Raw genomic sequence first — 23,560 nt, forward strand, 5'->3', positions numbered from 1 at the left:
ACAACACCATTTGAAAGGCCGAATGAACATGACTTCGCCCCTCTTTGAACCCTTCACTCTGCGCTCCATGACCACCCGTAACCGTCTTTGGGTTCCGCCCATGTGCCAGTACTCGGTCGAACAGCAGGACGGCAAGCCCACCGCCTACCACATTTCCCACTACGGGGCTCTAGCCCGGGGTGGAGCCGGGGCCGTCATTGTCGAAATGACCGGCGTTGAGCCCGCCGCCCGCATCAGCCCCTACTGCCTGGGCCTATGGAGCGACGAACACACCGAGACTTTCAAGCCGGTCGTTGACGCTATTCATGCCGGGGGAGCCAAGGCAGGTATCCAGATTGCTCACGCGGGGCGTAAGGCCTCAACCCCCGGCGAGCTGGTGCCGCACGATGGTGGTTCTCTGGGCGAGGACGAGGGTGGCTGGGTTACGCTGGCCCCGTCCGCTCTTGCCTACCCCGGCTTGAAAGAACCAGAGGAACTGACCGAAGAGAAAATTGACGATCTGGTTCAGGCTTTCGCTGCGGCTGCCGCCCGCGCGGTGGCTGCTGGCTTTGACTTCATTGAGATTCACGGGGCTCATGGCTACCTGATGACCCAGTTCCTTTCGCCCCTCTCTAACCAGCGAGACGATTCCTACGGTGGCTCCCTGGAAAACCGGGCCCGCTTCGCGCGCAGGGTTGCCCGTACCATGCGCGATGTCATGCCCGCAGAGATGCCGCTCATCGTCCGCCTGTCGGCCACTGAGTTTGTTGACGGTGGCATTACTGTCGAGGAAACCTCACAGGTGGTGCGCTGGCTGGCTGAGGACGGCGTAGACTTTGCCGATATTTCCACCAGCGGTAACTACCCGGCAAAGATTAGTGTTTATGCGGGCTACCAGGTTCCTATGGCCGCTCAGGTCAAGTGCGAGAGCGGTCTGCCGGTAGGGGCTGTTGGCATGATTAACTCACCGCGTCTGGCTGAGTTCATTGTAGGGTCGGGGCAGGCTGATGTGGTGCTGGTGGGCCGGGAGGCTCTGCGTAACCCCGCCTTCGCCCTGCACTGGGCTGATGAACTCAAGGTCGATATCGACTATGTGCCTGCCCAGTACCAGCGGGCCTGGCGCACCCGGCGCTAGGCGGCGTCCTACCTGCCCCTCGGGATAAACTGAGGGGTATGGTAGAAATTCCCGACTACACCACCGACGATTTTGAGCTGCCGGGGGTTCCGGACGCCTTCCAGCGGCTCTGGACGCCCCACCGCCGCGCCTACGTAAAGGGCGGGCAAAAGGACTACACCGAAAACACCTGCCCCTTCTGCGAAGCCCCCACCCACGATGATGCCGAGTCGCTCATCGTGCACCGTGGTGAGCACGCCTACGTCATTCTCAACCTCTACCCCTACAACCCCGGGCACCTGCTGGTCTGCCCCTACCGGCACATCCCCAACTACGACGACGCAACACTCGAAGAAACCGCCGAAATTGCTGCCCTCACCCAGAAAGCCATGGGAATTCTGCGGGAGGTGAGCCGCGCAGCCGGCTTCAACATCGGCATGAACCAGGGCAAGGTCGGCGGGGCAGGGGTCGCCGCCCACCTGCACCAGCACATTGTGCCCCGCTGGAGCGGTGACACGAACTTCCTGCCCATCGTCGCCGGCACCAAGACGGTCACGCAGACCCTGGACGAGATCCGAGACCTGCTCAGCACTGCCTGGGATAGCTAGGGGAGGCAGCAGGCAAGCCAACTAAGCCCGCTGGCTCGGGGCTGGCGTGAATGATATCGAGCGCCCCAGCGCGAGATATCAGAGGGTCGGCGGGCGTTTGGCTTGCCTGCTGCCTTATATCGACTATCTTCCTAGAACAGCAATTCCTGCACGGACGCCGGGGGAGTGAGTTCCCCGTGCTGGCGGCAGGCCCTGTTGGAGAGCTCTGCGGTGTTGATGAGGAAGGTCTGGTCGGGGTCGCCGAAGTGGGCGGTGAGAAATTTGCCGGTTCCACCGGTGATGTAGAAGCCGTGGGTGCCTTCGGTGAGGGTGGGGTAGCCGGTGAGGGGCTCGGGGTTTTCTGCCCGTAAGGACGCGTAGGCTCGGCTCATCGCGACGGATGGCACCCAGCGGTCTGCGGTGATATCGAAACCGTCGATGGTGTCTTGTGCGTCTTCGAGCGCCCAGGTGGCGTTTTCTACAGCCATGTAGTGTTCAGATTTGAGGCGTTCGGTGCTGGCGGGGTCGACCCAGGCCTTATATTTGGTAGAGGCCCGTTTGAACTGGGTGAGGTTGGCCTCGTGCGAGACCAGGTCTTCGAGCTGGCGCACGATGATGCCGGTGTCTGCTCGGGCTACGAAGGTGGCTGCGGCAACAGCTTGATCGTCCAGACGGCGGGGGTTGGAGTGCAGGGACGCGGTACCGACCTTAGATGTGCTATCGGGAAAAGTGGCAATGTAGAGGTAGTGTTCAAGGTTGACATAGGCCAGAGCTGCCTCGTTCATGCGGGAGCCCAAGTGAATGCGGTGAATAGGTGCGAATTCGTCGCGGGCCAAGCAGGAGTCGCACTGCTTGCCCTTGGTGATGATGGTGTGGTTGGGGCAGGGTTCTAGATGAAAGCCGACACTATCGAGGTTGGCCCGTGAGTAGCCGCTGCAGTAGGTGCCGCCACCGCGGACGTCCGCCGGGAGGGCAGTAAATCCGAGGAAGCTACCCGGGGTAACGGCGATAGTTTCAATCTCACCGCTAGGTTGACCATCAAGAAGAGGCTCAACTTTAAGATAGGGGGCCCTGTCGCGCCAAGTGATGTCACGCCAGATAAATTCGAGGAAGGGTACAAGCTGGTTCATGGAAGTAGTCATTACAGGTTCGAAGCATACACAAACCCGGTAAGATAGTCACCATGTCACGACCTGTTGTTCGCCTTGTTGGCCAAGGCATTCGTTATGCGACCAAGTTGCGCGGGGGCGGCTCTGCCTTCCCGGGCTTGGTCATGGAGAAGTTGCACCCGAATTTTGTGGCGGAGGAGCTGGCTAAGCTGCCGCGTGGTGTCGTTGTTGTTTCGGGTACGAACGGTAAGACGACCACCACTAAGATGGTGGTGCAGCTGCTGGAAGCCCAGGGCCTGAAGGTCTTTACCAACCGCACCGGGTCGAACTTCGTGCGGGGTGTGGCTGCTGCTCTGCTGGGTGATATGAACCTGGCTGGCAAGCTGGATGCAGACATCGCTGTGCTTGAGCTGGATGAAGCCCACGCCGTTCATTTTGTGCGTAAGGTCAAGCCTAACTATGCGCTCCTGCTCAACGTCTTGCGTGATCAGCTGGATCGTTTCGGTGAGATTGACACAACCCGCCGTATGCTGGCTACTGTCGCCGGTGCAACCACGGGCACAGTCGTGCTCAACCGCGAGGACCCGCGCATTCGCTCTTTGGCTCAAAATATTCAGCCTGGCACTCAGGTCAGCTATTTTGGTCTATCCGAGAAGCTGCGTGCCCTCTTCCCCTCCGACGACGATTTGCGCACCAGCCCCGAGGGGGCCGAGCGCGCGGACGCCGGTCTTCTGGCACCAGAGCTGCCGGCGGCGTCCGTCCTGCTCAAGGACTTCAAGGGAACCGCCGCCACCTTTGATGTTGCAGGCAAGGAGCTGGCGGGCACCATTAACCTCTACGGTGTCTACAACATCTTTAACGCTGCGGCAGCAATGGCCCTGACTCGCGAGGTTATGGGAGATGCTCTCAACGAGACTAAACTTCTGGCTGAACTTGAGCATATTGCCCCGGCTTTTGGCCGCGGTGAAACCCTCAACGTTAACGGCCAGACCCTGCAGCTACTTCTGGTGAAGAACCCCAGCGGGTTCCGCCTGTCGCTGGCGTCCGCCGATGCCAAGGACTACGCCACCATGATCACCATCAACGACGCCTACGCCGACGGCCGCGACGTTTCCTGGCTCTGGGACGTCGACTTCCACTCCCTAACCCAGGGCGGCGTCACCATGGTATCGGGCGTGCGCGCCTACGACATGGCCCTGCGCCTGCAGCACGACGATGTTTATGTAGAAAACATCAACGAGGACCTCGAAGAAGCCCTGGCCACCTTTATTGCCAAGTCAGAGGGTCGCCCCATGCGCATCTTCTGCACCTACACCGCAATGCTGGCCATCCGTAAGGAACTGGCAAAAATCACCGATGTGGAGGAAATCTAATGAGCGATTTTGAGAACGCACCGGTCGAAGCGGGCGAGCAGATTATCACCCAGACCGGCAACAACAAGAGCCTGAAAATTGTGCAGCTCTACCCCAAAGACATGAACATCTACGGGGACTGGGGCAACACCCTGTCGCTCTCCCGCCGGGCCCAGGCCCACGGTTTCACCACCGAAATCGTTGACTACAACCCCGGTGATGAATTCCCGCTCGATGGCGATATCTTTGTGGGTGGCGGTGGCCAGGATTCAGGCCAGTCCGTCATCCAAGATGACCTACTGGCTAACGCTGAAACCCTGCGCATGCTGGCAGAAGACGGCACCCCCATGCTGGTCATCTGCGGTCTTTACCAGCTCTTCGGTAGAGAGTTCAAAACCGTAGGCGGCGTCACTCTCAACGGTATTCGCGTCTTTGACGCTAAAACCGTCGGCGGCGAAGAACGCCTGATCGGAAACATCGTTGAGGAATCTGAAGAGTTCGGCACCATCATCGGGTTCGAAAACCACTCGGGGCTCACCTATCTCTCCGGCGACACCAAGCCCCTGGCCACCGTCACCAAGGGCGAGGGCAACAACAAGGAAGATTCCGGCGAGGGCGCCCGCGTCCACAACGTCATTGGAACCTACCTGCACGGCTCCCTGCTACCCAAGAACCCGGCCATCTCGGACTTCCTCATCAAGCAGGCTGCTATCAAGAAGTACGGTGAGTTCACCCCCGTCGTCATCGACGACACCCTCGTGGAAAAGGCGCGCGCCTCAGCGTCCGCCCGTCCACGCTAGAATAGTACGAGGTACATCGCGCCCGCCCGCGTGCAGGCGCACCAGACGAATAAGGAGAATCATGTCAGGTCACTCCAAATGGGCCACAACCAAGCATAAGAAGGCAGCCATTGACGCCAAGCGCGCCAAGGCCTTCGCTAAGTACATTAAGGCAATTGAAGTTGCAGCTCGCATGGGTGGCCCCGACCCGGCAGGTAACCCCGCCCTCGACCTTGCAGTATCAAAGGCCAAGAAGAACTCTGTTCCCAACGACAACGTTGAGCGCGCTATCAAGCGCGGCGCCGGTCTAACCGGTGAAGCCGTTGACTACACCGAAATCATGTACGAGGCCCGCGGCCCCCAGGGTACCGCCCTCTACATTGAATGTCTGACCGACAACCGCAACCGTGCAGCCGCTGAGGTTCGCACCGCAGTTACCCGCAACGGTGGCACCATGGCGGACTCCGGATCTGTAGCCTTCCTCTTCGAGCGCAAGGGCGTTGCTGAAGTTGCTAAGACCGAGGGCCTGACTGAGGATGACGTCCTCATGGCAGTGCTCGACGCCGGCGCTGAGGAAGTCATCGACGAGGGTGAGATCTTCACCGTTGTCTCAGAGGCAACCGACCTGCCCGCTATCCGCAAGGCTCTGGAAGAGGCTGAGCTCGAGTACAACAACGACGACCCGGTCTTCCGCCCCACTATGCAGGTAGACCTGGACGCCGAAGGTGCTAAGAAGTTCCTCAAGCTTGCCGACGCCATCGAAGAACTAGACGACGTACAGAACGTCTACTCCAACGCAGACATCAGCGAAGCCGTTATGGCCGAGCTCGAAGCTGAGTAACCAGCAGGGAAAGGAGGAGCGCGTGGCCCCGGCTCACGGCACCTCACACCAGCGCCCGGAACCCGCACCGCGAGTTCCGGGCGCTGCCCGCATTCTGGGGGTCGACCCGGGTCTCACCAGGTGCGGTTTCGGTTTGGTCGATATGACGTCCAACCGCAAGGCCCATTTCGTGAACGTGGGGGTGGCTGGTACTGCCGCATCAGAGAGCCTGGACGCCCGCATCCTCAAGATTCTGCGCGCCGCCGAAGCCTGGCTCGATACCTACCAGCCCGATGCCCTGGCCATTGAGCGAGTTTTTGCCCAGGAGCAGGTCAATACCGTTATCGGAACTGCCCATGCCTCAGGCGTGGTCATCGCAGCTGCCGCTGCACGCGGTGTGCCGGTACACTTTCACACCCCCTCAGAGGTTAAGGCGGCTGTGACGGGCTCCGGACGCGCCGATAAGGCCTCGGTGGGTCGCATGGTCACCCGCATTTTGGGGCTTGACACGATGCCCAAGCCTGCAGACGCGGCGGACGCCCTCGCTCTAGCTATCTGCCACGGTTGGCGCGGCGGTGGTATTGGCTCGGGCATTAACATGGCAGCCACTACCCAAACCCATCAGGGGTCAAACCCGGCGGCAGCACGGCGAACGTCCCAGCTCACCCCCGCCCAGCGGGCCTGGATGGAGGCAGAGGCAAGGGCACGAAGGTAGGGCGAGGGTCTTGGGTAGGCGGCGGACTCACAGCGAAGCTGCTGGCTCGGGGCTGGCGTGAATCGCGTAACGAGCGTAGCGAGTCGCGCGAGAGGGTCGGCAGTGAGCGTGAGTCCGCTGCTTGCCCGCAACATACAAGACACACGTTTCTTGTACTAGTACATATATTCGAATAGAATTGGTTTCATGATTAGCTCACTGACCGGTACCGTGACCCACCTGGGGTTGGAGACCGCTGTTATCGATGTAAACGGTTTTGGCATGCTGGTGCACCTCAACGCCCGTACCGCCTCGCAGCTGCGCCTGGGGGAGAAGGCAACGGTTCTGACCACCATGATTGTGCGTGAGGACTCCATGACCCTCTACGGCTTTGCTGACCCTGCCGAGCGTGAGGTCTTTGACATGATGCTGTCGGTGTCGGGTATTGGTCCGCGCATTGCCCTAGCTGTGCTCGGCGTGCATACCCCGGCCGAGGTTGAGCGCGCTGTGGCCACCGGTGACGATAAGGCCTTCACTAAAGTACCCGGTATCGGCCCCAAGGGGGCGCGCCGTATCGTCCTGGAGCTTGCTGGCAAGCTGATTTTGGCAGACGGCGCTACCGACCAGCTGCCGATTGACCAGGGCGTGAGCTGGAAGCCTCAGGTGCAGGACGCCCTGACCAGCCTGGGCTGGAACGAGCGCGATGCAGTCAGTGCCATCGAGTCCTTTATCGAACATTACCCGAAGGCCGAGACCATGGGTGTGGCTGAGGCCCTGCGTTCCGTGCTGGCCTCACTGGGTAACCAGAACACGGTAGGTCGATAGGTAATCTATGAGTCAGTTCCCTCATGCCGATGGGCAGATTCCCGGCCAGCGCCTGGTTTCGATGGATGAAGAACCCGAAGAAAAGATGATTGAGGCGGCCCTGCGCCCCAAGTCCCTTGATGACTTTGTGGGCCAGCAGCGCGTGCGTCAGCAGTTGTCCCTGGTGCTTGAAGCATCGAAGATGCGCGGACGCTCGGCCGACCACGTGCTCCTGTCGGGCCCTCCCGGCCTGGGTAAGACCACCCTGGCCATGATTATTGCTGCCGAGATGGATGCCCCCCTGCGTATTACCTCCGGCCCGGCTATTCAACATTCGGGTGATCTGGCTGCGATTCTCTCCTCTTTGACCCCGGGCGAGGTGCTCTTTCTCGACGAAATCCACCGAATGAGTCGCCCGGCTGAAGAAATGCTCTACATGGCCATGGAAGATTTCCGAGTGGACATCGTGGTGGGTAAGGGAGCCGGTGCTACCTCTATCCCGCTAGAGCTACCGCCCTTCACTTTGGTGGGGGCAACCACTCGCGCGGGCCTGCTGCCCGGGCCCTTGCGTGACCGCTTCGGCTTTACCGGACACCTAGAGTTTTACTCCGTGGCCGAGCTGGAAAGCGTCATCCGCCGGTCGGCTGGCCTGATGGAACTCAATATCAGCCCCGAAGGCTTTGCAGAGATTGCGGGTCGGTCCCGGGGCACGCCTCGTATCGCCAACCGCCTGCTACGTCGTGTGCGTGACTGGGCTCTGGTGAATGGTATTGACCGTATCGAAGCCTCAGCCGCTGCCACAGCCTTGAATATGTATGAGGTCGATGAGCGCGGCCTGGACCGCCTAGACCGTGCTGTGCTCGAAGCTCTGATTACTAAGTTCGGCGGGGGACCGGTGGGCCTCTCAACCCTAGCTATTGCAGTGGGCGAAGAGACCGAAACCGTCGAGACCGTTGCCGAGCCCTACCTGGTGCGTGAAGGCCTGATTGGGCGCACACCCCGTGGACGTGTTGCCCTGCCTGCGGCCTGGGAACACCTCGGACTGGAGGCTCCGGACCTGTCCTAACGGCAGGGTGCCTGTAATATCAAGGAGCAGCCAGCCAAGGGCAAGGAACTTAGCATAGAATGGGGACTTAGTTTGTTCACCCCCATCAACCACGTTAAGAGGGATTCTCGTGCAGTCAGGCTCACCCCTGTTTATGCTCTTACTCCTAGGCATCATGATGTTGGTACTTATCGTGCTACCAGCACGCCGCGCCAAAAAGGCCCAGCAGCAGATTAAAGAACGCCATGACGCCATGGTGCCAGGTACCCAGGTCATGACCAACTTCGGTCTCTACGGATCGGTAGTCTTCATCGACAAGGAAGCTAACACCGCTCACCTGGAAATCGCCCCCGGTACCGTGGCCAAGGTCCACCTCATGACCGTCACCAGCATCGAGGATGACACCGCTACCACGCCGGTAGCTGACGCCGAGCGTCCTGTCATCCAGGGTGAAGTCGCAGACGACCCCAAGAACTAAACACTATTCTCAGGTGCGCTACCTCTTTTGTGGAGGTGGCGCGCCTTTTCATGTTTCACTAACCCACTCACCTGAAGGGGTACCGATGGCTCAACCATCCCACGCCACCAAAGCCAGAGGGGCACTTGCCTCGATGGCCCTGGTGTTGCTTTTACTGGCCGGAGGGATCTTCGGCACGACCTTTGCCGGGGGCACCTGGCTTCCCAAACTGGCTCTCGACCTTTCTGGCGGCACCCAGCTGATTCTCTCGCCAGAGACCAACGATTCCTCTGGCGAGGAAATTACTGCTGAGCAGCTCGACCAGGCTGTTGAAATTATCCGCCAGCGCGTCGATGGCGCGGGCGTGGCGGAAGCTGAAGTGACCACCCAGTCGGGCCAGAACGTCGTGGTTTCTGTGCCCGGCACTTTGAGCTCAGAAACCCGCGATCTGATTCAGACCTCGGCGCAAATGAGCTTCCGCGCGGTCATCAACGCTGGCACCCCGCAGGCGGTTACGGCGGACGCTACCGCTGCCGAGGACGCCCTGCCCTCACCGACGGCTGAACCCACCGACGGGTCCGACTACAACTGGGTGACAGGCGACCTTTGGCGCCAGTACGAGCAGCTGGACTGCACTATCCCCGCCAATGTGGATACCACCAACCAGGATCCCAATGCCGCCATTGTTGCTTGCGCATCAGATGGTAGTGAGAAGTACATCCTGGGCCCCATCGAAATCGAGGGTACCGATATCGAGACAGCCTCCTACTCCCAGGTGGCTAGCTCAACCGGTTACGCGACCGGCCAGTGGGGCGTGAATATCGTCTTCAACGAGGCTGCTACCCAGACCTTTAAGGACGTCACCACCCGCCTGAACGCTATTCGCGGCACCAACGCGTCCGACCCCCGCGCCCGTTTTGCCATTATGCTGGACGGTCAGGTGCTCTCTTCCCCGGTCACCCAGGCAGTGATTACCAACGGCCAGCCTCAGATCACCGGTAACTTTACCGAAGAAGAGGCAGCCAACCTGGCTGAGCAGCTCAAGTACGGTGCCCTGCCCATTAGCTTCACTATCCAGTCGGAGCAGCAGATTTCTGCAACTCTGGGTGCTGACCAGCTGAAGATGGGTCTGATTGCTGGTCTGATCGGCCTGCTGCTGGTGTTTATCTACTCCCTCTTCCAGTACCGTCTGGTGGGCCTGGTTAACATCACCTCGATTATTGTTGCGGGCCTGCTCTCCTACGGTGTGATTGTGTTGCTGGGCCACCTGATGAACTACCGCTTGTCACTGGCGGGGGTAGCCGGTCTGATTGTATCCATCGGTCTGATGGCAGACTCTTTCATTGTCTACTTTGAACGTATTCGCGATGAGATTCGTGCCGGCCGTACCATCCCTGCCGGTATCGACCACGGCTGGCTGCGCGCCAAGCGCACCATTTTGGCCTCTAAAGCCGTGAACCTGCTGGCCGCTGTAGTGCTTTACTTCGCCTCGGTCGGTAACGTGCGCGGCTTTGCCTTCACCCTGGGTCTCACCGCTGTTTCAGACCTGCTTATCACCTTCCTTTTCATCCACCCGCTTATGGTTCTGCTGGGTCGCAAGGACTACTTCCGTAACGGCGGCCGCTTCTCTGGCATGGACCCAGTAGCCCTTGGCTCCACCCCGCTCTACCGTGGTGCGGGGCGCATCCGCACCTCTGAAGAAGCTGACGGTTCCCTCTCCCTGGCTGAGCGCAAACGCCGCGAGCGCCTGGCCGCTGAGGCAGCTGAAGCTGAAGCGGCGCAGGGGAGTGCTGATGTGGAGCCCCTGCCTGCCGCAGATTCCACCACTACCGAGGAGGCTCGCCGTGGCTAATAAACTCGCTCAGTTCGGTAATGAACTGCATTCTGGTCAGCGGTCGTTTGGGTTTGTGCCTAAGCGTCGTTTGTGGCTGACGATTGCCCTGGCTCTGGTTGTGCTGGCGGCCCTGGTGCCGGTGGTGCGCGGTGGCTTCAATCTGGGTATTGAGTTCCGCGGTGGTTCTGAGTTCACCGTGTCGCAGGTGGTCGATACCGATATTTCTATCGGTCAGCAGGCGATTGCGGACGCCGCTCCCGAGGCTACCGATGTGCGCGTCACTAATATCGCTGCGGGTACCGTGCGGGCTCAGATGAGTGAGCTGACGGACGATGAGACTCTGGCAGTGGGCCAGGCCCTGCAGTCGGCCTACGGTGTGAGCGCTGACCAGGTGACTTCGTCCTTCGTGGGCCCTACCTGGGGTGCCGGGGTGACCCGGCAGGCTCTGGTGGGTCTGGTCTGGTTTATCCTGCTGGTGATGATCGGTATGGCCCTGTACTTCCGCACTTGGAAGATGTCGGTCTCGGCAATTGCTGGCCTGATCTTTACCATCGTGACCACCGTGGGCCTGTACGCTCTCATCGGTTTTGAGATTACCCCCAGTGCGATTATCGGCTTCCTGACCGTGTTGAGCTACTCTCTCTACGACACCGTGGTGGTTTTCGATAAGATTCGTGAGAATACCGAGGGGCTAGAGAAGCGCCGCGATACTACCTTTGCTGAGCAGGTGAATTTGGCGGTCAATCAGACCCTGGTGCGCTCAATCAACACCTCGATTGTGGGTATTTTGCCGGTGGGCTCGATTCTCTTCATCGGTGCCCTGCTCCTGGGCGCGGGTACTCTCAAGGACCTCTCGCTGGCTCTCTTCGTCGGTATCATTATCGGCACCCTGGGCACCCTCTTTGTGGCGGCTCCTGCCTACGCTGCCCTGCGTCTGGGCGAGAAGGGCGTGCGTGAGCATACCGAGCTCGTCCGCCGGGCCCGCCAGGGGCAGGTAGAAGAGGGCGATGAGCGCGAGGACGTCGACGCGCAGCCGGCTGCCCCGGTGATGGTCACCGTGCATTCGGTTAACCTCGATAGCAAGTAGGGCCAAGAGCTAGGTCTTTTGCCCTAGAGACGGGAGCGGACAGTAGTTCGCTCCCGTTTTTCTTACGCAGGGTGTGGAATTAATCTAAGATAGTCCCACACGTATAAATAAGTTTGAGGGGGAATAGGGCATGAGCCGGTCAGAAGAGAGCACTCAGAAGGTAGCCCAGGCAGGGGAGAAGCGGCCGGTTCGTGGGTCGCACCGGGTCATGTCTGCTTCGGGGCGCGTGCCCACTCGCCTGGTGTTTGGTCGGGAGCAACCGGAAGGCCCGGCGCCGCGTTTTTCGCCGGTCCTGGCTCCTGTGATTCGAACCGTTAAGAAGTACCACCCTGAGGAAGATCTTGAGGTGTTGCAGCGGGCCTTCCAGGTGGCGAATCACTATCACCGGGGGCAGAAGCGTAAGAGCGGGGACCCTTACATTACCCACCCGGTAGCTGTGACCACTATCTTGGCTGAGATTGGTGCTACCGGCCCTGTGCTGGTCGCGGGTCTGTTGCACGATACCGTGGAGGATACCGACTATACGCAGGAGCAGCTGACTGCTGACTTTGGCCCGGAGGTTGCCTACCTGGTTGATGGGGTGACCAAGCTCGATAAGGTCAGCTACGGCGATAACGCCCCCATTGAGACAATTCGCAAGCTGGTTATCTCGATGTCGCAGGATGTGCGCGTGCTACTCATCAAGCTGGCTGACCGTCTGCACAATGCCCGTACCTGGCGGTTTGTATCCGGTGCTTCTGCGGCGCGTAAGGCTGAGGAGACCCTGCAGATTTATGCCCCGCTGGCCCACCGCCTGGGCTTGAACACCATCAAGTGGGAGCTGGAAGACCTCTCCTTTGCCGCGATGAGCCCCGATATCTATGCTGAGATTGTGCGAATGGTGGGCGAGCGTACCCCTAAGCTCGAAAAGTACCTGGCCGAGGCCCGCGTGACGATTGAGGATCGCTTGGCCCAGGTGGGTCTTGAGGCCACCGTGACGGGCCGCCCCAAGCACTATTACTCGATTCATCAGAAGATGAAGACCAAGGGTAAGAGCTTCGACGATATCAACGATATTCTGGCCGTGCGCATCATGGTCGAGGATGAGAACGATTGCTATACCGCCCTGGGGCATGTGATGTCCCTGTGGATGGCGGTTCCTGGGCGCTTCAAGGATTACATCAAGCAGCCTAAGCACAACCACTACCAGTCGCTGCACATGACGGTGCACGGGCCCGGCGGCCTGCCCCTGGAAATCCAGATTCGCACCTACAAGATGCACGAAGAGGCCGAGTATGGTGTGGCTGCCCACTGGCGTTACAAGGCTGCTTCTCGCGGGGAGAAGGTGGATCTTTCCTTCAAGGAGCCAGGCACTCAGACCGCCGCCTTCAATATCGGCATCTTGCAGTCGATATCTGAGATTTCTAACTCTAATCCCGAGTCTGAGCAGTTCTACCAGCAGCTGTCTGAGCGGCTTGAGACCGACGAGATTGTGGTGCTGACCCCGCAGGGTAAGCCCATTAGCCTGCCGGTGGGCTCTACCCCCGTTGACTTTGCCTACGCTATCCACACTGAGGTGGGGGACCGCACTATCGGTGCTAAGGTCAACGGCAAGCTGGTTCCCTTGCACACCGAGCTCGAAACCGCCTCAACGGTTGAGATTCAGACAACTAAGGACGAGAACCACGCCCCGAGCGAGGACTGGCTCAAGTTCGTGCGCACCAGCAAGGCCCGCACCAAGATTCGCCAGCACTACGCTAAGGGCCGTCGTATCGAGGCCATGAACCGGGGCAAGGAGCGCGTGGTCAAGGCTATGCGCCAGCACGAGTTGCCTCTGACCAAGATGATGACGCCCGAGCTTATGCTGCAGGTGGCCCAGGACTTGCACAAGCACGATGTGGCCACCCTCTACCACGCTGTGGGCGAGAACGAGGTGGAGACCCAGGCCGTCATTACCTCTCTGGTCAACCTCTACTACGGCGAGGACGAGGTCGACCAGACTGTTGAACTCGATAGCTTCGACGCCTCGCTGGTATCTAACCGCCGCTCGGTGGGCGATGACAACGGTGTGGTGGTACCCGGGGCCGAGGGTATTCTGACTAAGATTGCCCGCTGCTGCACCCCCGTCCCCCCGGACGACATCGTCGGTATTGTCACCCGCTTGCAGGGCATCTCTGTGCACCGTACTGACTGCCCCAATGTGTTGAGTCAGGCCGATGACCCCCGCCAGACCGCGGTGGAGTGGGCCTCTAACAGTAACTCCGTCTACCGGGTGTCGATCCAGGTGGAGGGCATCGACCGTAAGGCCCTGCTCTCAGATACCATCCGGGTTATTTCTGAGGCCGGCTGCAATATTGTGGATGCCAAGGTGCACACCAGCGACGAACGTTTTGTGGTCAACCGGTACACCGTGGAGCTCTCAGATCGGTTCATGATGGAGCACCTGCTCAATCAGATTCGCAACGTTCCCGGTATTTACAACGCCTACCGGCTGACAGGTTCCCGTCCGCTCATGAACCAGCATGGCTAGGCCCCAGTCGCAAGGGCACCCGCCATGAGCTGGTGGGCCAGGTGCTGAGCCCTGAGTAGGGCTGTCGCTTTCAGGTTGATGTGTTCTCGGGCGCTCTGGAGCAGAAGCTCAGGTGTGACGCTGTTGTGGCTATCGAGCAGGATTGCTTTGACGATGGCCAGGTCGCTCTCATCGAGAGAATGGGTGATGATATCCAGAGCTGTCTTGAGGGGCGTGGTGAGGCGAATGGGCCCGATAGCCATGGTGTCGTAGGGGCGTAACTGGGCCTGATGGCTTGCGAAGTTCGCCCGGCAGGGGCGGGGTAAGTTGAAGCGGTTATCCCGGTCGTAATCAACGTGCAGGCGTCCCTCAGGTAGCTCGGGCAGGTAGCCCAGCACCCAGGCTGCGGTGGTTCGAGAGTAGCGGATGCGGTGGTGGTAGCCTGCCGGGGTGAGCAGCCCCAAGCTGGCTGCCCGCATGAGTGGGGTGGGTTCGTCCTCTGGCTCTCGGTAGATACCGTGATGGAGATGGACAAGCTGACGCTCCTTGATGAGGGCTCGCCACTGATCTGCAGAAAGTTGCGTGGTTTCTTGGCTATAGAGGCGGACGAGCGCAGGTGGCTCATGCTGCTGCGGCGGCGCTTCTGCCCCTCGTGGCAGGTAGGAATGGCTGTCGCGGGCGATGAGGTACAGGGAGCTTGCTGGCTTGTGCGGCACTGGCGCTAAGGGGAAGGGGAGCTCTGAGAGGGCAGCGACTACATTGATTTGTTCCATGACTCCGTTCTAGCACATCAACGTCGGGTGCAAGAGAAAAATCTGTCAGGCTGTGGATAAGTAGGCTAGCCAGGTAGGCTTATCCACAAAAATCCCCCGCCTACCGATCGGTAGACGGGGGATTCCGCGTCACAAAGACGTCACAGACAAAGTGCCAGGCTTAGGCATTGAACTCAGCAGAAGAAGCCTTAAGGGTTTCAAGCCACTGCTTGCGGGCATCCAGGGCTTCCTGGGCCTTCTTGACCTTCTGGGCATTACCACTAGCCTCAGCCTTAGCCAGGTCGGCTTCAAGACCGGCGATCGCGTCTTCGAGCTGGGTCAGCATGGAGTTAGCGCGAGCTTGCTTAGCGGGGTCAGTCTTCTGCCACTTAGCATTCTCGGCGCGGTGGATTTCGTCCTGAACCTTGCGTAGCTCCTGCTCTACGCGGCGCACGGAGTTGCGGGGGACGCGTCCGATAGCTTCCCAGCGGTCCAGAATACCCTCAAGGGCCTTCTTAGCCGCAGCGATATCGGTGACAGGCAGGATGCCGCGGGCCTCTTCCAGCAGGGCTTCCTTAGCCTGCAGGTTAGCCTCAAATTCCTTATCCAGCTCAGCGTTCACCGCAGTGCGGGCGTCAAAGAAGACGTCCTGGGCTGCACGGAAACGGGCCCACAGGGCGTCATCTTCCTTGCGGGTGCCACGGGGAGCTGCCTTCCACTGGTCCATCAGATCGCGGTACTTAGCGGCGGTTGCTGCCCAGTCGGTGGAGTTCTGCAGGGCCTCGGCCTCAGCGATGAGAGCTTCCTTAACACGCTTAGCCTTGGCATTAGCCTCATCGAGCTGGGAGAAGTGGGCGCGGCGGCGGCGGTCAAAGCTGGTGCGAGCAGCGCGGAAACGCTTCCACAGCTCGTCCTCGATGCTCTTGGCCAGGTGGTGTTCCTTCTGGGTTTTCTTCCACTCTTCGAATAGCTCGTTCATGCGGGCGTGGGAGTTCTTCCAGTGAATAGCGGAGTCGTCCTTAGCCACGATAGCTTCAGCCTCAGACACAATGGCCTCGCGGGCTTCAAGAGCTGCCTGGCGAGCCTCGGCGCTCTCGGTCTTCTCTGCTTCCTCACGCTCGTTGATCTTACCAACCAGGGCAACCAGGCGTTCCTGCAGGGCAGTGTAGTCGCCTACCATGTTGCGTACAGCAACCTGCTGGCCCAGGTGGGCAGCTGCCTTCTGCAGGTCAGCGGCTTTGGCCTTGCGCTCTACGCGCTCTTCGAGCAGAGCAACCTGGGCTTCGAAGTTCTCAAACTTGCGGGCAAAGTAGCCGAGGGCTTCGTCGGCAGACGCGCCGGGTACCTGGCCTACTGCGTATTCTTCACCGTCAACGATTACGAAAACGTGGCCGTCCTCGTCCACGCGGCCAAACTTACGGGCCTTGACGAGGTCTACGTTGAGGGTGGTGTCGTCGGATTGGGTAATCACCGCTATAACTCTTTTCGCATCAGTAGTGGGGGAGCTAACCCCCGTTTAAGTAATGAAAAGTGCACCAGACCGGGCCGTATCGATAGGGCTGGTTGCCGCTTCGTGAAGAGGCGGCAATAATCTATCGGGCGCAGGTGGCGCAGTTACCAGCATAGCGTGTTTAGGGCGAAAGCGGGTGCAATTACCCGGCAGGTGCGCCTTCGGTCTAGTATTAAAGGGACTGTGCTCTGCTGTGAGACCGCTTATTTCGCGAGGGCACGTTACCTACTTCGACCGTTTTCAACCGATAAAAGGGGAGCACATGGCTCGCAAACAATCGCTTTCTGGTTTTCCGGAGCACCTGCCCGAGGAACGCCTGGTAGAGAATTTTGTTCTCGATACTTTGCGAGAGACCTTTGAGCTTCACGGTTTTTCGTCGATTGAGACCCGTTCGGTAGAGACCATTGAGCAGCTGCTACGCAAGGGCGATATCGATAAAGAGGTTTACGCGGTCTCCCGTCTGCTGGACGATGCGGACGAGGCCCGGGGCGGTAAGAAGGAAAAGCTGGCCCTACACTTTGACCTGACCGTGCCCTTTGCCCGCTACGTGGTAGAGAACGCCGGCTACCTTTCCTTCCCCTTCATGCGCTACCAGATTCAGAAGGTCTGGCGCGGTGAACGCCCCCAGGAGGGTCGCGCCCGCGAGTTCACCCAGGCCGACGTGGACGTCGTTGGCGACGGTGCCCTGCCCTTCCGCTACGATGTGGAACTGGCCCTGGTTATCGTCGATGCGCTCTCCAAGCTGCCGATTCCTGACTTCAAGCTGCGCGTCAATAACCGCAAGCTCTCCGAGGGCTTCTACCTGGGTCTGGGCCTCACTGATACCGCGGGTGTACTACGCAATATCGATAAGCTTGAAAAGATCGGTGCGGACGCCGTCGCTCAGCTTCTTAAGGACGAGGTCGGAGCCACTGACGAGCAGGCCGCTGCCGCCCTCAAACTTGCCAGCATCCGTGCTGAAGATACGTCTTTTGCTGACCAGGTTCGCGCCCTGGGGGTCACCCACGACCTGCTCGAAGAAGGTCTGGCTGAGCTGACCGAGGTTATCGGTGAGGCTGCCAAACGGGCCCCCGGCAAGGTGGTTGCTGACCTGTCTATTGCCCGCGGTCTGGACTACTACACCGGCACCGTCTATGAAACCGTGCTGGTGGGACACGAGCAGCTGGGTTCTATCTGCTCCGGTGGCCGCTACGAGTCTCTGGCCTCCAACGGCAAGAAGACCTACCCCGGTGTGGGCCTTTCGATCGGTGTAACCCGCCTAGTTGCCCGCATCCTGTCCCAGGGCTTTGCCGAAGCTACCCGCAAGGTGCCCACCGCCGCCCTAATTGCCTTGACCAATGACGAGATGTGGTCTGGTGCCCAGGACGTCGCCGATGCCCTGCGCGCCCGCGGTATTGCCTGCGAGGTCTCAGCCACCGCCGCTAAGTTTGGCAAGCAGATTAAGTACGCCGAGAAGCGGGGCATCCCCTTCGTCTGGTTTACCTCGGCAGGGGAGAACGGCGAGCTCACCCACGAAGTAAAAGACATCCGCACCGGCGAGCAGGTAGCAGCAGACCCGGCCAGCTGGGCCCCACCGGCTGAGGACCTGCACGTGCGCGTGCTCCCTACCGCCTAATTCATACCCATCCAACCGGTGCCAGGCGCACCACAACACGGTACAATCGGGAGCAAACTGAACTTTAGACAGTGCCACCCGGTACCGTGCCCCATCGAAAGGAACTCAGTGCTACGCACTCACACCCTCGGCGAACTCACCGCCGAGAACATCGGAGAAACCGTTACCCTCTCTGGCTGGGTAGCCCGCCGTCGCGACCACGGTGGCGTGGCTTTCGTTGATCTGCGTGACCGCGAAGGCGTCACCCAGGTGGTCTTCCACAACGAAGCCGACTTCGAGCACCTGCGCAACGAGTACGTCCTCAAGGTCGTGGGCGAAGTAACCCGCCGCCCCGAGGGCAACGAAAACCCCAACCTCACTACCGGTGACATCGAGGTTATGGTCAAGCAGACTGAGGTGCTCAACACCTCAGCTCCCCTGCCCTTCCAGATCGATGAGCACGTAGAAGTGGGCGAAGAAGCCCGCCTCAAGTACCGTTACCTGGACCTGCGCCGCCCCGAGCCTGCCCGCCTGATGCGTCTGCGCTCAGAAGCGAACCGCGCAGCCCGCGAGGTGCTGCACGGCCAGAACTTCACCGAGGTTGAGACCCCCACCCTGACCCGCTCCACCCCCGAAGGTGCCCGCGACTTCCTGGTGCCCGCACGCCTGGCACCCGGCTCCTGGTACGCCCTGCCCCAGTCACCCCAGCTCTTCAAGCAGCTGCTGCAGGTGGGCGGTATCGAGAAGTACTACCAGATTGCCCGCTGCTACCGTGACGAGGACTTCCGCGCCGACCGTCAGCCCGAATTCACCCAGCTGGACATCGAAGCCTCTTTCGTTGACCAGGAAGACATCATCGACCTGGGTGAGCGTATCGTTGAGGCCGTCTGGAACCTGATTGACGTGAAGGTTCCCCGCCCCATCGAGCGTATTACCTACAAGGACGCCATGGAGAAGTACGGCTCTGACAAGCCCGACCTGCGCTTCGGCCTGGAGCTCACCGAGCTGACCGACTACTTCAAGGACACCACCTTCCGCGTCTTCAAGGCACCCTACGTCGGTGCCGTTGTGATGCCCGGTGGTGCTTCCCAGGCCCGCCGCACTCTGGATGCCTGGCAGGAATGGGCCAAGCAGCGCGGCGCTAAGGGTCTTGCCTACGTACTGATTCAGGAGGACGGCGAGCTGACCGGCCCCGTTGCCAAGAACATCACCGACGCTGAGCGTGAGGGCCTGGCTGAGGCTACCGGTGCCAAGCCCGGCGACTGCATCTTCTTCGCAGCCGGTGAGGCCAAGGCCTCCCGTGCCCTGCTGGGTGCAGCCCGCGTTGAGATTGGCCACCGCACCGGCCTGATTAAGGACGGCGATTGGTCCTTCGTCTGGGTAGTGGATGCCCCCATGTTTGAGTCAGCAGCTGACGCAACCGCGTCCGGCGACGTTGCCCTGGGCCACTCAGCCTGGACCGCCGTGCACCACGCCTTCACCTCACCGAAGCCCGAGTACCTGGACTCCTTCGACGAGAACCCTAGTGAGGCCCTGGCCTACGCCTACGACATTGTCTGCAACGGTAACGAAATTGGTGGCGGTTCGATCCGTATCCACCAGCGTGACGTGCAGGAACGTGTCTTTAAGGTCATGGGTATTACCGAGGAAGAGGCTGCCGAGAAGTTCGGCTTCCTGCTGGAGGCCTTCAGCTTCGGTGCGCCCCCCATGGGCGGTATCGCCTTCGGCTGGGACCGAGTGCTGCAGCTAATCGGTGGCACCGACTCCATCCGCGATGTGATTGCTTTTCCCAAGACCGGTGGCGGCTACGACCCGCTGACCGCAGCTCCTGCTCCTATTACTGCCCAGCAGCGTAAGGAAGCCGGCGTTGACTTCAAGCCCAAGAAGGACGGCGAGAAGTAACCGCTCCTTCCCGGTAGGTACCATTTAAACCAGAAATACCCACGAACTAGGTGGGTATTTCTGGTTTTTCTGGCCTTTTCTAGGGCAGTTGATAGGCTAGAATCGTCAGCCACCCTCCACACAAAGGAGCAGCCATGCGCGCAGTTATTCAACGGGTTACCTCAGCATCCGTCACTGTCGACGGTGAAACGGTGGGCGCAATCGACCGGCCCGGCCTGCTGGCTCTGGTGGGTATTACGCATACGGACGGCCCCGCCCAGGTTGCCAAGCTCGCAGAAAAGACCGCCAACCTGCGGCTTTTAGTGGGGGAGCGGTCTGTGCTTGATGAGGGTGCCCCGGTGCTGGTGGTGAGCCAGTTTACCCTCTATGGGGATGGGAAGAAGGGGCGGCGTCCGTCCTGGTCTGCGGCAGCGCCCGGCCCCGTGAGCGAGCCCCTCTTTAATGACTATGTTCAGGCCCTGCGTGACCTGGGGGTAACCATTGAGACCGGCAGGTTCGGTGCCGATATGCAGGTGAACCTGACCAACGACGGCCCCGTCACTCTGATTCTCGATACTGACTCTCTCTAAGGTAAGTTCATCGTGGAACCCTCCCTTTTCTTTTTTGACGATTCTCAGCCCGATACCGATAGTGAGCGGGTAACGCGCAGCCGGGAGAGAGCTCCGCTGGCGGTGCGTATGCGCCCCCGAAATCTCGATGAGGTGGTGGGGCAGAAGCACCTGCTGGGCCCGGGCTCACCCCTGCGGGTGCTGGCAGGTGAGGGCGGTGGGCCAGCCGGGCCCAGCTCGGTGATTCTGTGGGGCCCTCCGGGTACGGGCAAGACCACCTTGGCGAATGTGATTGCCGGGGGAGCCGGGCGTAAGTTTGTGGAGCTCTCTGCCATCACGGCCGGGGTGAAGGACGTGCGCGCCGTCATGGACCAGGCTCTTGAGGATCGCGATTTTCGCGGGCTCACCACCGTGCTTTTTCTGGACGAGATTCACCGTTTTACGAAAGCCCAGCAGGACGCCCTGCTGCCGGGGGTAGAGAACCGCTGGGTGGTTCTGGTGGCGGCAACCACCGAGAACCCCTCCTTTTCAGTCATTTCACCCCTGCTGTCGCGCTCTATTCTGTTGACCCTGCAGGGGCTGACCGACACCGATATAGCTGAGCTGCTCCAGCGTGCGGTCACAGATTCCCGTGGTTTTGCCGGTGTGATCGCCCTCGATGATGAGGCCTCCGAGCACCTGGTCAAGATGGCAAACGGGGACGCTCGTAAGGCCTTGACCTCTTTAGAGGCGGCTGCTGCGGTGGCTTTTGGTGAGGCGGCAGACGCCGGGGTTGAATATTCGGTCAACCAGCCCCTGCCGGTGACGGCTGAGCACGCGAGTTTGGCGGTCAACCGGTCAGTGGTGCGCTATGACAAGCAGGGGGACCAGCACTACGACGTCACCAGTGCCTTTATTAAGTCGATTCGCGGCTCAGACGTGGATGCTGCCTTGCACTATCTGGCGCGCATGATTGAGGCGGGGGAGGATCCCCGGTTTATTGCCCGCCGCCTCATCGTTCATGCCAGTGAGGATATCGGCATGGCTGACCCCACGGCTCTGACCGCTGCGGTGAATGCTGCCCAGGCTGTTCAGCTGGTGGGGCTGCCCGAGGCCCGTTTGAATCTGGCGCAGGCGACGATTCATTTGGCATCTGCCCCTAAGTCCAACGCCGTGTACCGGGCTATTGACGGGGCATTGGCGGACGTCCGCGCCGGCTTGGCGGGGCCAGTTCCGCTGCATCTGCGCGATGGTCATTACCCGGGGGCTGCTGCGCTGGGGCACGGCAAGGGCTATATCTACCCCCACGACCAAAAGAACGGGGTGGCCCGCCAACAGTATGCTCCCGATGCCCTCGCAGGGAAGGTTTACTACGTCCCTACGGTCTTCGGAGCGGAAAAGGAGCTGGGAGAAAGGCTGAAAAGGGTGGAATTATTGAGAAAGCCTGATGGTTATTGGTAGACATGAGTGGGTCAAGCAGTGAAAAATTACTTGAACTTACCGTATATCATAGTGAATTGCCACACATAATGTGGGATTTGTGGGAGAAGATTATCAATCCCAAGAGTTGTAAAGGGTTGTGAAAACTGGGGGTGAGTTCCGCTCTGACAAGCTTATATAGCAACAATAGCTGTGCATGTGTTTACCTATCTGGTAAAACTAGACATATAAAAGTGGTTTCTTCTCACGCAATTTCATATCTCAGCTACGTCAAAGGGCTGTATCTTCTATTTTTCTTTCCTATAATTGATTTAGTTTCCATTGCGAACGGCGGTTCGCACTAGGCTGCTGCAGTGGTAACACGTCTTTTCATCCCCTTTATATGAGGAAAACATACATGACTCACAATGTTTCTCGCCGCACCCTGGCTAAGGGTGCCGCTTGGGCGGCACCTGCTGTTGTGGCAACTGCTGCTATTCCCGCGTATGCAGCTTCAATGAGCTGCCCTGACGATATTGATATTCAGGTCGAAGAGATCTTCCAGAAACGCTTGGCTTCTTTGCCTAGCCTGCGGAACACCAACATCCGTTTCTGGTTCACAAATAACTCTGGTAGCAACGGTGCTTTGCACACCTCTAACCTGCGTATGCAGATCACCAACGGCGGGTCTCTGGACGTCTCTACTTTGCCTTTTGGCTTCGAGTTCGCTCAGCGTAATGTTGCCACTTCTCCCGCTATCAACAAGCTCTTTGGTGGCGGCACCATCCGCAGTGCCCGTATGCCTGCTGAATGGCCCGCCACCGGCAAGTGGAACACTCGCACCGGTGTAGCTGATGCTTCACCCGCAGCTATCAACGTGGACAACCCCAACGCTCCTAACCAGCGCGACGTTTCCCATGCCTCTGCCTTCATGAACGTCTACTCTGCCGATGGCCGCTACAACAACCTGGGTTCCGCTGAAGTTGGTGAAGAGACTGGTGTTGCTGAAGGTAACCACCTTAAGTGGCTATTCACCATCAAGCCCAACACTAGAGCCACTAAGGGTTCTGCTGTTGACTTCATTAACTCCCACTGGCGTGATGCCTCCGTTGTTGGGTCCGGTGCAATTTATACTGCTATCGGTGTTCGCCCCGTTGGCTTCTTACCTCCTAGCTTCAATGAGGTTCGCGCTTCCATCGGGTCCTCGGTTGATCAGGAATGCCTGCTAGATGCATACACTAAGCGTGTAGCTATCTGGAACAATAGTAACGAGCGTTTCGCAGGTGCTACTATCCAGTTCTCTGGCTGGTCCCATGACACCAGTGGTGATACTAAGGCCGTTACCTACTCCGGTGGCGATTACGTTTACTCCAATGAGATTGGTGCTTTCCAGGGTGTTACCCCTGCAGGTAACGCTGGTACCGGCTTCAACGGTTCTACCAGCAACGCTATTACTTTCTTCAATAACCAGCTGGTTGGACTCACTCGTGGCCAGGACACCCAGCTTGGCTACCAGCTCATGTATGCAGATGGTATCTGGTAAGATTAAAGAATATAAATCCAACTCTTCGTGTCTATAGTTAGACTCGTAGGGAAAGGGTTAAGCAGGGGAGGGGTTACATACCCCTCCCCTGCTCTGGTATGTCCTCTGAAAGTCCGGTATAGGCTGAGAAAGGCGCAAATAGAGTGCTTTTGTACCCATAAAAG

General features: G+C 59.5%; 20 protein-coding genes. 17 read left to right on the forward strand and 3 right to left on the reverse strand.

The genetic code is table 11. From position 1 onward, the window contains the following. Positions 1-28 precede the first annotated feature (28 nt). Together QM007_RS05625 and QM007_RS05630 are read left to right on the forward strand one after the other, a co-directional pair. Positions 29-1,114: an NADH:flavin oxidoreductase/NADH oxidase gene (locus QM007_RS05625; protein WP_283490932.1), complete on the forward strand. Its 1,086-nt coding sequence runs from the start codon at positions 29-31 to the stop codon at positions 1,112-1,114. 38 nt (positions 1,115-1,152) lie between these two features. Then, a complete protein-coding gene (locus QM007_RS05630; RefSeq protein ID WP_283490933.1) occupies positions 1,153-1,701 on the forward strand; it encodes an HIT family protein in 549 nt (182 codons plus the stop codon). Between the two features lie 131 nt (positions 1,702-1,832). Here QM007_RS05630 and QM007_RS05635 read toward each other — a convergent pair whose 3' ends face one another. Further along, on the reverse strand, positions 1,833-2,810 hold the full coding sequence (locus QM007_RS05635) for a hypothetical protein (protein WP_283490934.1): 978 nt from the start codon (positions 2,808-2,810) through the stop codon (positions 1,833-1,835). A gap of 44 nt (positions 2,811-2,854) precedes the next feature. Between QM007_RS05635 and QM007_RS05640 the strand changes: the two genes are divergently transcribed. The 10 genes from QM007_RS05640 (at position 2,855) to QM007_RS05685 (ending at position 14,170) form a co-directional block, all read left to right on the forward strand. Continuing rightward, entirely contained in the window at positions 2,855-4,162 is a 1,308-nt protein-coding gene (locus tag QM007_RS05640) for a Mur ligase family protein (protein ID WP_283491007.1), read from the forward strand. Next, positions 4,162-4,941, forward strand: coding sequence for a type 1 glutamine amidotransferase (locus QM007_RS05645; protein WP_272878463.1), 780 nt, complete (start codon positions 4,162-4,164; stop codon positions 4,939-4,941). The genes QM007_RS05640 and QM007_RS05645 overlap by 1 nt, the downstream gene beginning before the upstream one ends. Positions 4,942-5,002: 61 nt before the next feature. Continuing rightward, a complete protein-coding gene (locus QM007_RS05650) occupies positions 5,003-5,761 on the forward strand; it encodes a YebC/PmpR family DNA-binding transcriptional regulator (protein WP_237185748.1) in 759 nt (252 codons plus the stop codon). Positions 5,762-5,783: 22 nt separating this feature from the next. Then, the gene (gene ruvC, locus QM007_RS05655; RefSeq protein ID WP_283490935.1) at positions 5,784-6,455 is read left to right on the forward strand and encodes a crossover junction endodeoxyribonuclease RuvC; all 672 of its coding nucleotides are present in this window, start codon (positions 5,784-5,786) and stop codon (positions 6,453-6,455) included. A gap of 186 nt (positions 6,456-6,641) precedes the next feature. Continuing rightward, positions 6,642-7,259: a Holliday junction branch migration protein RuvA gene (ruvA, locus tag QM007_RS05660; protein ID WP_283490936.1), complete on the forward strand. Its 618-nt coding sequence runs from the start codon at positions 6,642-6,644 to the stop codon at positions 7,257-7,259. Between the two features lie 7 nt (positions 7,260-7,266). Next, complete coding sequence (ruvB, locus tag QM007_RS05665; RefSeq protein WP_283490937.1) at positions 7,267-8,304, forward strand: Holliday junction branch migration DNA helicase RuvB; 1,038 nt, start codon at positions 7,267-7,269, stop codon at positions 8,302-8,304. A 109-nt stretch (positions 8,305-8,413) separates the two neighbouring features. After that, positions 8,414-8,761: a preprotein translocase subunit YajC gene (locus QM007_RS05670; RefSeq protein WP_283490938.1), complete on the forward strand. Its 348-nt coding sequence runs from the start codon at positions 8,414-8,416 to the stop codon at positions 8,759-8,761. Between the two features lie 85 nt (positions 8,762-8,846). After that, a complete protein-coding gene (secD, locus tag QM007_RS05675; RefSeq protein WP_283490939.1) occupies positions 8,847-10,592 on the forward strand; it encodes a protein translocase subunit SecD in 1,746 nt (581 codons plus the stop codon). Further along, on the forward strand, positions 10,585-11,661 hold the full coding sequence (gene secF, locus QM007_RS05680; protein WP_283490940.1) for a protein translocase subunit SecF: 1,077 nt from the start codon (positions 10,585-10,587) through the stop codon (positions 11,659-11,661). Before secD ends, secF begins: the two co-directional genes overlap by 8 nt. Positions 11,662-11,791: 130 nt before the next feature. Then, the gene (locus tag QM007_RS05685) at positions 11,792-14,170 is read left to right on the forward strand and encodes a RelA/SpoT family protein (RefSeq protein ID WP_283490941.1); all 2,379 of its coding nucleotides are present in this window, start codon (positions 11,792-11,794) and stop codon (positions 14,168-14,170) included. On the opposite strand, the gene QM007_RS05690 is transcribed toward QM007_RS05685, so the two are convergent. Then, the gene (locus QM007_RS05690; protein ID WP_283490942.1) at positions 14,167-14,922 is read right to left on the reverse strand and encodes a type IV toxin-antitoxin system AbiEi family antitoxin; all 756 of its coding nucleotides are present in this window, start codon (positions 14,920-14,922) and stop codon (positions 14,167-14,169) included. The genes QM007_RS05685 and QM007_RS05690 overlap by 4 nt on opposite strands. A gap of 160 nt (positions 14,923-15,082) precedes the next feature. Then, positions 15,083-16,372, reverse strand: coding sequence for a DUF349 domain-containing protein (locus tag QM007_RS05695; RefSeq protein ID WP_283490943.1), 1,290 nt, complete (start codon positions 16,370-16,372; stop codon positions 15,083-15,085). A gap of 301 nt (positions 16,373-16,673) precedes the next feature. Between QM007_RS05695 and hisS the strand changes: the two genes are divergently transcribed. The 5 genes from hisS to QM007_RS05720 all read left to right on the forward strand — a co-directional run bounded on the left by hisS (position 16,674) and on the right by QM007_RS05720 (position 23,396). Further along, entirely contained in the window at positions 16,674-18,026 is a 1,353-nt protein-coding gene (hisS, locus tag QM007_RS05700; RefSeq protein WP_283490944.1) for a histidine--tRNA ligase, read from the forward strand. A gap of 108 nt (positions 18,027-18,134) precedes the next feature. Beyond that, entirely contained in the window at positions 18,135-19,907 is a 1,773-nt protein-coding gene (gene aspS / locus QM007_RS05705) for an aspartate--tRNA ligase (RefSeq protein WP_283490945.1), read from the forward strand. A 134-nt stretch (positions 19,908-20,041) separates the two neighbouring features. Next, complete coding sequence (dtd, locus tag QM007_RS05710; protein WP_283490946.1) at positions 20,042-20,476, forward strand: D-aminoacyl-tRNA deacylase; 435 nt, start codon at positions 20,042-20,044, stop codon at positions 20,474-20,476. Between the two features lie 12 nt (positions 20,477-20,488). Then, positions 20,489-21,895 carry a replication-associated recombination protein A gene (locus QM007_RS05715; RefSeq protein ID WP_283490947.1) on the forward strand — a complete coding sequence of 469 codons (1,407 nt, stop codon included), beginning with the start codon at positions 20,489-20,491 and terminating at the stop codon, positions 21,893-21,895. 376 nt (positions 21,896-22,271) lie between these two features. Beyond that, on the forward strand, positions 22,272-23,396 hold the full coding sequence (locus QM007_RS05720) for a hypothetical protein (protein ID WP_283490948.1): 1,125 nt from the start codon (positions 22,272-22,274) through the stop codon (positions 23,394-23,396). Positions 23,397-23,560 lie beyond the last annotated feature (164 nt).

The sequence above is a fragment of the Rothia sp. SD9660Na genome (assembly GCF_030064065.1).
GTDB lineage: Bacteria > Actinomycetota > Actinomycetes > Actinomycetales > Micrococcaceae > Rothia.

What these genes read in the sequence shown, in the direction of transcription:
- QM007_RS05625 (WP_283490932.1), top strand. Translation starts at nt 29, where the DNA reads ATGACTTCGCCCCTCTTTGAACCCTTCACTCTGCGCTCCATGACCACC.
- QM007_RS05630 (WP_283490933.1), top strand. Translation starts at nt 1,153, where the DNA reads ATGGTAGAAATTCCCGACTACACCACCGACGATTTTGAGCTGCCGGGG.
- QM007_RS05635 (WP_283490934.1), bottom strand. Translation starts at nt 2,810, where the DNA reads ATGAACCAGCTTGTACCCTTCCTCGAATTTATCTGGCGTGACATCACT.
- QM007_RS05645 (WP_272878463.1), top strand. Translation starts at nt 4,162, where the DNA reads ATGAGCGATTTTGAGAACGCACCGGTCGAAGCGGGCGAGCAGATTATC.
- QM007_RS05650 (WP_237185748.1), top strand. Translation starts at nt 5,003, where the DNA reads ATGTCAGGTCACTCCAAATGGGCCACAACCAAGCATAAGAAGGCAGCC.
- ruvA (WP_283490936.1), top strand. Translation starts at nt 6,642, where the DNA reads ATGATTAGCTCACTGACCGGTACCGTGACCCACCTGGGGTTGGAGACC.
- ruvB (WP_283490937.1), top strand. Translation starts at nt 7,267, where the DNA reads ATGAGTCAGTTCCCTCATGCCGATGGGCAGATTCCCGGCCAGCGCCTG.
- secD (WP_283490939.1), top strand. Translation starts at nt 8,847, where the DNA reads ATGGCTCAACCATCCCACGCCACCAAAGCCAGAGGGGCACTTGCCTCG.
- QM007_RS05685 (WP_283490941.1), top strand. Translation starts at nt 11,792, where the DNA reads ATGAGCCGGTCAGAAGAGAGCACTCAGAAGGTAGCCCAGGCAGGGGAG.
- QM007_RS05690 (WP_283490942.1), bottom strand. Translation starts at nt 14,922, where the DNA reads ATGGAACAAATCAATGTAGTCGCTGCCCTCTCAGAGCTCCCCTTCCCC.
- hisS (WP_283490944.1), top strand. Translation starts at nt 16,674, where the DNA reads ATGGCTCGCAAACAATCGCTTTCTGGTTTTCCGGAGCACCTGCCCGAG.
- dtd (WP_283490946.1), top strand. Translation starts at nt 20,042, where the DNA reads ATGCGCGCAGTTATTCAACGGGTTACCTCAGCATCCGTCACTGTCGAC.
- QM007_RS05720 (WP_283490948.1), top strand. Translation starts at nt 22,272, where the DNA reads ATGACTCACAATGTTTCTCGCCGCACCCTGGCTAAGGGTGCCGCTTGG.